A 9,199-nucleotide genomic window follows, 5' to 3' on the forward strand; every position below is an offset into this window, starting at 1 on the left:
CGATAGGACTCAGTCGTGCCTTCGCTTCCGCCGTGCGTACAGCGATGAAGCGCCAGTTCTGCATATGGAACGACGTCGGCGCCGTGGTACCGATTTGCACAAGCTCGCGGATCTGGCTGTCGCTCAGCGTCGCGGTGCGGTCGTAATATTTGGCGGCGCTGCGGCTCAAGATACATTCGATGACAGCGTTGGCCTTGGAAGTTGCGTTGGTCATGGTGATCCCTATGATTGGTTGGGTAGGTTGAAGTGCATGAAAGCGATTGCTTGCTGCGAAGCCGGCTTGCTCCGCAAGACGGGTTAGTCCACTGCCGGAAAATCAACTTCGGTATCGTTAATGCGATTGAAGGTACTGGTGATGGTGGCGAGTCCAATGGCGATTGAGATCTCCGCCAGCGCTGTGGCGGAATAGCCGGCTGCACGGATGGCATCGAACTCGCCATGGCTGATCGTGCCGCTTGTAGTCTGCAGTTGGGACACGAAACGCACCAGGGCGTCGCGCCTGGCGTCACCGGTAGGCTGTGCGGCACGAATGGCGCGCAGGATATCGGCCGACAAACCTACCATCTTGCCGACATAACTGTGGGCCGCCACACAAACATCGCAACCGGCCTTCACACTGACCAGCAACTTGACGGTTTGCAGGTCCTGCTGGCTGAGGCTTCCCAACGATAGGGTGCGCTGCGCGCCCAGCACGGCGCCTAAAGACTCAGGAGCAAGGTGGCCCAATGCAGCGTAAGTGTTCGGCACCCGGCCGCCGGCAATCTTCCTGACCTGGTCGTAGATATCAACGGTAACGCCGACGGCGGAGGCGATTGCAGGGATGGCGATACGGCTCATGGTGCTTGGCTTTCAATGGGTAGTCAGGAGCCTCCACTTTAGGCTTGCACCGCATTGAATTCGAGACTGTATCGGCTCAAGAAAATGCCGGAAAGGATCAACCGCTTACCTGCGCCAGACGGCGGCATTGGCCCGGCGTCATCCCCATCTTGTCGGTGAACGCGCGGCGGAAGGCTGCGACGGAGCGGTATCCGACCAGGTCGGCCACCGCCTCGGTCGTCATCCCCTGCTTCTTCAACTCGTTGGTGGCCAGGCTCATTCGGATGTCGGTCAGCAGTTCGACGGCCGAGCGCCCCAGCTTCTCCTGAAAGTGCCGCATGAAGGTGGCGCGCGACATGCTGCACAAGTCGGCCAGTTCCGGCAGAGTCCAGGCTCGCGCCGGATCGGCGAACATGGCGACGATGGCGGGGGCCAGTCGCCGATGGCTGGCCAGCGCCAGCAAGCCTGCCGGAGCTTGCTCGGATTCGCTTGCCGCGCGCAATGCGAGGGTGAACAAGGCAGAGGTCAGCGCATTGAGGATGGCGTGTCCACCTGGCTTGTCGCCCGCGGACTCCATACGCATAAACCCCACCAGACTGGCGAGATGATTCGAGGCCGGCGCGGCGCGCTCGTCGCCACGGCCTTGCACGGTTCTGACCATGAGCGTCGCGGGAAGGTAGTCGCGGATCAGCCGGTCATGGGGCGGCTCGATCAGAAATCGTCCACACAGCATATCCAACTGCTCGCCCTGGCCATCATTCTCGCTGAGCATCCATCCTGCAGGGCTGAACTGATTGCGCGTAGGGCCTGGCGCGGCGCCACTGCCATCGTGCAGCACGTGCGCCGCGCCTTGCGGCAGCAACACGATGTCGCCACTCACCAGCTCCTTGATGGTCCCGCTTGCCGGGTCCTCAAGAATGGCGCGTCCCTTGAGCACAATGTGATAGGGAATCTCGTGCGCCCCGGACTGCGCCCAGTCCACGCGCCAAGGCGCGCCGTAAGTGCAATGGGCTTCCAACTTGCCGGTGACGGTAATCGTTTGCAGGAGATGGCTTAACCAATCGAGTTGAGACATGACAGCGTGGGACCTTTTGTACTATCGTTCAGGAATTCTCTACCATCGATGGTACGAATAAAAGAACCAAGATTACCCGCTAGTGTGTGTACCAAGATTATGGATTCAGACCTGCAAATTCATTTAGACCGGACAGCAAAGATCTCCTTATCCGAACAAATCCGTGTGAGCATCAGCCGGGCAATTGAGTCCGGCCTGGTGGCACCGGGCACTCGCTTGCCTTCGTGGCAGGATCTGGCCGCGCACCTTGGCGTGGCGCGAGGAACAGTTCAAACCGCGTATGAACGGCTGTCCGACGACCAGATGATCGAAACGTTTGGCGCTGGCGGCACCCGCGTCGCGCCGCGTCCCCATGTGGTGCTGACGCCACCCGAAGCGCCGCAGCCCGGCTCCTTCATGAAGACCTATCAGGAGATGCACGCCGGGCCAGCGATCTTTCAGCTCGGACTGCCGGCGCTGGAGAAAGGCTTGCCGGAAAAACTGTTCGCCCGCGCGCGATCTTCCAATCTCCTGAAGACGGGCGCTTTTTCGTCCTTCGTCTATCCCGACCCCAGAGGTGAGCTGGAGTTGCGGCGTGAGATTGCAGGCTATCTCTCCATTTCCAGAAACCTGCACTGTTTCCCCGACCAGGTGTTTATCACCTCGGGCTACAGCTCGGGCTTAGGCCTGCTACTGCGGGTGCTGAGTTTGGAGGGCAAGAAGGTCTGGATGGAGGAACCCGGTTACCGCTTTACGAGGAAGGGCCTGGAGCTCGCTCGCTTGAATATCGTTCCGGTGCCGGTGGACGCCGAAGGTCTCAACGTCGGCTACGGCATCGAGCATGCCGCCGACGCGGCGTTAGCGGTGGTGACGCCGAGCCAGCAGGCGCCGCTGGGTTCGACCTTGTGTTTGCGACGGCGGCTTCATCTGCTTGAGTGGGCGGCGTCAAGCGGCGCCTGGGTCGTCGAGGATGACTACCTCAGCGAATTGCAGCTGGAAGGCAGGCCGGCGCCTGCCCTGGCCTCCCTGGACGAGGGCAAACGGGTCATCTACGTCGGCTCTTTCAGCAAGACCATCAGCCCCGGATTGCGGCTGGGATTTGTGGTGGCGCCAACTGAACTGGTCACCGCGTTTTCCGAGGTGGCGGCGACGCTGGCACCCGCGCCATCGCCTGTAGTGCAGCTGGCCACCGCCCGCTTCATGCATGAGGGCTACTACATCCAGCGCGTGCGCCGGCTTAAGCGGCTATATCTGTCCCAGCGTGACGCGCTATGCGAGCAGTTGCGAATGCACGATGCGGAGTGGATCAAGGCCGGCCTGGCAATCCTTCTCAGACTCCCGGACGGGGTTCTGGACACCAAAGTCGTTCGCGAGGCAATGACGGTCGGCATGGCGCCGTCGCCTTTGTCAGCCTGGTTTGCCACGCCATCCTGGACCTTGCAGGGACTCTTGCTTGGCGTGGCCACAGCGCCCGAACAGCACGTCGCCACGGCGTGCCGCCGGCTATTCGAGATCATCGAGCGCAATCGCTGATGAATGTAAGCTTGGAGCGGGTGAAGGGAATCGAACCCTCGTATGAAGCTTGGGAAGCTGCCGTTCTACCATTGAACTACACCCGCACTGCGCGCATTTTACCTGAGCGCGCAACAATCATGAGCCTACCAGCTGCACCGCGTCAATATACATGCGGTCGGTGGTGATGTTATTCGATTTGGTGATGCGCGCCGCCTTGGCTTTGTAGGCTGTCTTTTCGATCGGCTGCACATACCAGGTACGGGCGCCGCGCTTGTCCGGCTTCACGGTATTGATGCCGCTCCAGATAGTATTCCATTTGCCATCCGTGTCCTGAAGTTCCAGTTTGGTGATGCCCTCCAGGCCATAGCCATCGGTGACGGCGACGCGCAGCTCGGTGGCGTTGACCGGCTTGTCGAAGCTGACTTCCAGCGAGTCGAAACCGACGTCGCTGCCTTTGGTCGCAAACGACTTGCCATCGACCTTGCCGGTTGCGTTGGCCGGCTCATACGTGCTGCCGCCGTATTCCGACGTCGCCTTCGCCATGGTGGCCCATTGACCGTTGGCGTCATTGATATAGCCGTCTTCCATATTGGAATAATCGAGCTTTGCCTGGCGCTTGGCGACCTCCTTCTGCTCCTCGCTCATGTTCGCCGTATCCACTTGCGGCGTTTGCACCGGGCCATTGGCGGCGCTGGCAGGCGCAGGGCTTGGGGCCGGCGCGGCAACGGCCGGTGCGGGCGCCGGGGCCGGTGCAGACGCTGGCTCCTGTGCTTTCTTGGCGCATGCGGCAAGCAGTAAGACGGGCAATACCAAGGCGTACTTATTCATCTTCAGGGCTCCCTATTGGTTATCAAAACAACAACTCGCCGATGATGGCACAAAGCTGCACTGTGTTCAATCGTGCGTGGTATGAACGGGGAAATCTGAAGATTCGTGTTGGCAATGGTGCACAATGATCAGGTTCCTCAACTTTATGGACACCTCGATGAAAACAATCGCAGCACTCGGCATCTCCCTCGCCTTCGCGGCGCCCTACGCCGCCGCACAGCAAGCATCCGATCCCGTTTCAACGCTGGTCGGCCAGCTGGATCTGGAGAAGTACAAAGCCACCATCAAGAGCCTGACCAAATTCGGCGACCGCCGCCAGGGCACGGAGCGCAATCGTCAGGCACTTAACTGGATCGAGGCACAGCTGAAGGCATATGGTTGCGAGAACGTCGAGCGCTTGCAGTATCAATTCACCGAGCCGCCGGCGCGCGGCAAGCCTGCCGTGGCGCCGGGCGGCGGCGCTGGCGGTCCACCCGGCCAGGGCGGCAGCACGCTGTTCGGCAACCGTGCCCCGACCGGCGTGAACACCGACCCGATGCGCCAGCCGGACGAGCGCCTGCGCGCGCTGAATGCGGAGCAGACCCCGCAAGGTACATCGCAGCGCGAGAACGTCTACTGCACCAAGGTCGGCAAAACGCATCCCGAGGAAATGTATATCGTCAGCGCGCACATGGACGGCATCGGCTTCGGTGAAGCGGCCAACGACGACGGTTCGGGCACCGCGCTGGTGATGGAACTGGCGCGCATCTTCAGCGCGCCAGGTGTGGAAACGGACCGCTCGATCCGCTTCGCCTTGTGGAACAACGAGGAAACGGGCCTGAACGGCGCCGCCGCTTACGTCGAGCAGCGCAAAGGCCTGCAAGGCATCGAATCGCCGAAAGGCTCAGGCAAATATCCCGAGCCGCGCTGGCTCGGCATGATCCAGCACGACATGATGCTGTTCGACCATGGCATGCCAGTGGCGAAGCTGGATGCGGCGGGCAAACCGGTGCTGGATGACAAGGGCCATCCAGTCTATGTTCTGCCGAAGGAACAGCGCGCCGAAGCGGACGTGAACATCGAGTTCCAGTCCAACTCCAAACAGGCGGAAGGCTCGGCCAGGCTGGCCTGGGAATTCCGCGCCGCGAACGACAAATACGCGACCAATTATCCGGCAGCGGTCGGCTTCCACATGACCAATACCGACTCCACGCCATTCATGGATCTGGTGCCGTCGATTTCGCTGCGCGAGAACGAGCGCGGGCAGCAAATCGGCTCCGGCTGGAATCCGCACTGGCATCAGCCGACCGACCTGTATTCCAACTATTCGGACAAGGATTTCCTGCTCGGCCTGAACGCCGCCCAGACCACCCTGGCAGGCGTAGCGAAACTAGTTGGGGTCAGGATTGCAAAACAGCCACAATAAATTAGCTCGCAATTAACAGTTTGGTAAAAAAGGCCACGCTTCCGGCGTGGCCCTTGTTATGATCGGCGATCGTTCCAAACTGAAACTATTTATCCCAATGCGCAGCACCGAACACGAAACCCTGCTCGAAGACGGCAAGCCCATCGTCATCACCACCGACCTGCAAGGCCGCCTGACCTACGCCAACTCGACCTTCATCGCCATCAGCGCCTTTGACGGCGAGGAACTTCAGGGACGTCCTCAAAAATCGCTCTACCACCCGGATATGCCGGCCGAAGTCGATGAAGACATGCTGCGCACCACCATGTCGGGCGAACCGTGGCGCGGCCTGATCAAGTATCGCGGCAAGGACGGCGGCTTCTTCTGGTGCATCGCGAACGTCACCCCGGTGATCGAAAAAGACCGGACCACCGGCTTCATGTCGGTCTGCACCAAACCGAAGCCGAAGCAGGTACAGGAAGCGGAACAGTTGTACCGCAGCGTGAAAGCCAGGGCTGACGGTGTACGCATCCACCGCGGCGCAGCGGCGCCACGCGGATGGCAGAAGTATTCCAATGCGCTGCGCGATGTCTCGCTGACGCAGCGCATGGCCCTGTGCTTCGGCAGCATGACGCTGCTGGCGCTGTCGATGGCGCTGCACGCCGTGCTGCCCTACTCCGAATTTGCCCTGCATCTGCAGGCTTTGCTGCTGGCGGCACTGGCGCTGTACGGCTGGTACAGCCTGCACCGCGCCATCGTGGCGCCGGTCCAGGCCTGCATCAAGGCCACCCGCATTCTGGCGGGCGGCGACCTGACCACGCGCATGGCGGTGGACCGCCACGACGAACTGGGCCAGCTGCAAGCCTTCGTGCGCCAGCTGAACCTGAATCTGGCATCCATCCTCGGCGATATCCAGGGTAATTTCGCCCTGACCCGCAGCACCACCACCCAGGTGCGCACCGCCAACGCCGACCTGGCCGCCCGCACCGAGGCGCAAGYGGCCAATCTGGAACAGACTTCGGCCCACATGGGTCAGATCACCGGCACCGTGAGCCAGACCGCCGACAACGTCAACACCGCCAACAGCGTGGCGAACGAAGCGACCACGCTGGCCGGTCGCACCGGCGTTGCGGTATCGCAGGTGGTGACGGCGATGGACGAAATCCGCGAATCTTCGCGCAAGATCGTCGATATCATCGGTCTGATCGATGGCATCGCGTTCCAGACTAATATCCTGGCCCTGAATGCCGCGGTGGAAGCGGCCCGCGCCGGCGAAAGCGGCCGTGGTTTCGCGGTGGTCGCCAGCGAAGTGCGCAACCTGGCGCAGCGCAGCGCGTCCGCCGCCAAGGACATCAAGGCCCTGATCGATACCGCCGCCGGCAAGATCGAAGGCGGCGCCAGCGTGGCCACGGCGRCCGGCGCCGACATGGATGCGGTGACCGCCGCCATCGGACGCGTCGCGTCCATCATGAGCGACATCAGCGGCGCCACGCGCGAGCAGAGCAACGGCGTCAACCAGGTGAAGGACGCCATCGTGCAGCTGGACGAAGTGACCCGCCAGAACAGCCAGATGGTCGAGGAAGCCTCCGCCGCCACCGGCGTGCTGGACCTGCAAGCCCAGGCGGTCGCCAAGGCGCTGGAAGTGTTCAAGCTGCCGCCACAAAGCGGCGCGCAAGGCAAGGGTTCCAAAGCCATGCCGCAATCCGCCCCACAGGCGCGGCTGGCTGCACGCTACGCCTGAAGCCCGGCGTCACCAGATGCGCCAACACGCAATCTGGTGAAAGATTTTGACGGCTTTGTCGTATAAAAGTCACGGTTGATACAAAATGACACATAATTATTTGCCTAAAACGCATTTTCGGGTTAGGCGAATATAGCAACTAGTTAAATGCAAGATAGCGACATTTGATGGTTCACACCTGAAGCATCCGTGGCTTAATTACAACTTAACCATTGGTTTTTCTTGCAAATTGCGGAAAAACCTGTATTGACACGTTCCCAACACCAATGTTTCCATGACGGTCGGCCGAGAATTTCTGCTCGTCCGCTTCGTAAAAACGAAACTTGGAATTGGGACAAAAATGATGAAAGAAACACTCATTGCGCGCTCCGTTCGCGTAATGTGCGCCGGCGGCCTGGCCGTCGGTATGCAAGCTGCCATCGCGCAGACCACCGCTCCTGAAGCACCGATCCAGCGCGTAGAAATCACCGGCTCTTCCCTGAAGCGTGTGGATTCCGAAACCGCATTGCCAGTGACCACCCTCAGCAAGGCCGACATCGCCCGTACCGGCGCCACCAGCACTGAAGAACTGCTGGGCACCATCTCGGCCCTGTCCACCGCTGGCTCGACCAGCAACTCGACCGGCGCTGGCTCCTCGACCTACGGCCTGTCGTCGATCTCGCTGCGCGGCCTGGGCGCTGAACGTACCCTGGTGCTGGTGAACGGCCGCCGTCTGGCAGCCTTCGCAGGCGGCGGCGGTGCAGCCGTTAACGTCAACGTGATTCCGCTGGCCGCTATCGAGCGCGTGGAAGTGCTGAAAGACGGCGCATCCGGCGTGTACGGTTCCGACGCAGTGGCCGGCGTGGTCAACTTCATCCTGAACAAGAGCTTCAAAGGTATCGAAGCTCAGGTAGGCGGCGGCGTTCCGACCCATGGCGGCGGCGCGCAGAACCAGAAATACTCCGTGACCGCCGGCTTCGGCGATCTGGACGAAGACCGCTACTCCGTGGTGCTGTCCGCATCCGCTGAGCGCGAGCGCGCACTGTTCGCCAGCGCACGCGGCTTCGCTTCGACCGGCAACCGTCCTCCATACTTCACCTCCGGCGCAACCGGCCAGGGCAATATCGAAGGCGCGATCGTACCGGGCTCCAACCCGGCACAATTCAACGGCCCGTTCTCCGGCAGCTCCCCGCTGTACGGCAACCCGCTGGCTGATGCAGGCAAGTGCGGCGACATCAACATGATCGCAGCACCGGGCAAGACCGCCCAGGGCGCGCAGACCTGCGTGTTCGATTCCGCTGCCTTCGTGGGCCTGACCCCGAAGCGTGAACTGAACAACTTCACCGCCAACGGCACCTACAAGATCAACGACAACCACCAGTTGTTCGCTGATGTGCTGTACTCCGAGTCCACCATCACCCAGAGCTTCCAGGGCAGCCCAGTGCGCGCGTCCTTCCTGGAAACCGATGCTGAATTCGCCAAGCAAGGCGTGACCCCAGCCCTGATTCTGTACCCAAGCAACCCGGCGTACCAGAACACCGCTGTGCCTTACCTGCAGAAGATGGGCTACACCAGCCTGATCGGCCAGCCGCTGGCCATCACCAGCCGCGTGTTCGACTACGGTAACCGTATCTCGGAAGACAAGGCGAAGCAGTCCCGTATCGTCGTCGGCGCCAAGGGCACCGTGATGAACCAGGACTACGAAATCGGCCTGACCTACAACGAATCGAAGGTCGACGGCTACGTGCCAGGCGGCTACTTCTCGCAAGTTGCTTACGCCAAGATCATCAACGATCCGGCCAACAACTGGAACCCATGGGYACCAGGCGGCGTGCAGACCGGCGCTCTGGYTGACAAGCTGAAGTCCGCTCAGTACACCGGC

8 protein-coding genes and 1 tRNA gene are annotated in these 9,199 nt (G+C 61.3%); 4 read left to right on the forward strand and 5 right to left on the reverse strand.

What is annotated here, in order from left to right; genetic code table 11:
* The 3 genes from AB4Z11_RS13075 to AB4Z11_RS13085 form a co-directional block, all read right to left on the reverse strand.
* The coding region (locus AB4Z11_RS13075; RefSeq protein WP_442025685.1) for a nitroreductase family protein at positions 1 to 214 on the reverse strand (214 nt) is incomplete at its 3' end.
* 83 nt (positions 215 to 297) lie between these two features.
* Positions 298 to 837, reverse strand: coding sequence for a carboxymuconolactone decarboxylase family protein (locus AB4Z11_RS13080; protein WP_442025686.1), 540 nt, complete (start codon positions 835 to 837; stop codon positions 298 to 300).
* Positions 838 to 934: 97 nt separating this feature from the next.
* Complete coding sequence (locus AB4Z11_RS13085) at positions 935 to 1,891, reverse strand: cupin domain-containing protein (RefSeq protein ID WP_442025687.1); 957 nt, start codon at positions 1,889 to 1,891, stop codon at positions 935 to 937.
* A 99-nt stretch (positions 1,892 to 1,990) separates the two neighbouring features.
* Here AB4Z11_RS13085 and pdxR point away from each other — a divergent pair, with 99 nt between their 5' ends.
* Entirely contained in the window at positions 1,991 to 3,403 is a 1,413-nt protein-coding gene (gene pdxR / locus AB4Z11_RS13090; protein ID WP_442025688.1) for a MocR-like pyridoxine biosynthesis transcription factor PdxR, read from the forward strand.
* Between the two features lie 12 nt (positions 3,404 to 3,415).
* Here pdxR and AB4Z11_RS13095 read toward each other — a convergent pair.
* Both AB4Z11_RS13095 and AB4Z11_RS13100 read right to left on the reverse strand, forming a co-directional pair.
* Positions 3,416 to 3,489, reverse strand: a tRNA-Gly gene (locus tag AB4Z11_RS13095).
* 31 nt (positions 3,490 to 3,520) lie between these two features.
* Positions 3,521 to 4,213, reverse strand: a complete 693-nt coding sequence (locus AB4Z11_RS13100) for a hypothetical protein (RefSeq protein ID WP_442025689.1) — start codon at positions 4,211 to 4,213, stop codon at positions 3,521 to 3,523.
* Positions 4,214 to 4,370: 157 nt separating this feature from the next.
* Between AB4Z11_RS13100 and AB4Z11_RS13105 the strand changes: the two genes are divergently transcribed.
* The 3 genes from AB4Z11_RS13105 to AB4Z11_RS13115 form a co-directional block, all read left to right on the forward strand.
* Positions 4,371 to 5,618: a M28 family peptidase gene (locus AB4Z11_RS13105; protein ID WP_442025690.1), complete on the forward strand. Its 1,248-nt coding sequence runs from the start codon at positions 4,371 to 4,373 to the stop codon at positions 5,616 to 5,618.
* Between the two features lie 97 nt (positions 5,619 to 5,715).
* On the forward strand, positions 5,716 to 7,338 hold the full coding sequence (locus AB4Z11_RS13110) for a methyl-accepting chemotaxis protein (protein ID WP_442025691.1): 1,623 nt from the start codon (positions 5,716 to 5,718) through the stop codon (positions 7,336 to 7,338).
* Between the two features lie 340 nt (positions 7,339 to 7,678).
* On the forward strand, positions 7,679 to 9,199 hold a 1,521-nt coding region (locus AB4Z11_RS13115; protein WP_442025692.1), incomplete at its 3' end, for a TonB-dependent receptor plug domain-containing protein.

The sequence above is a fragment of the Pseudoduganella sp. RAF53_2 genome (assembly GCF_052113985.1).
GTDB lineage: Bacteria > Pseudomonadota > Gammaproteobacteria > Burkholderiales > Burkholderiaceae_D > Rugamonas.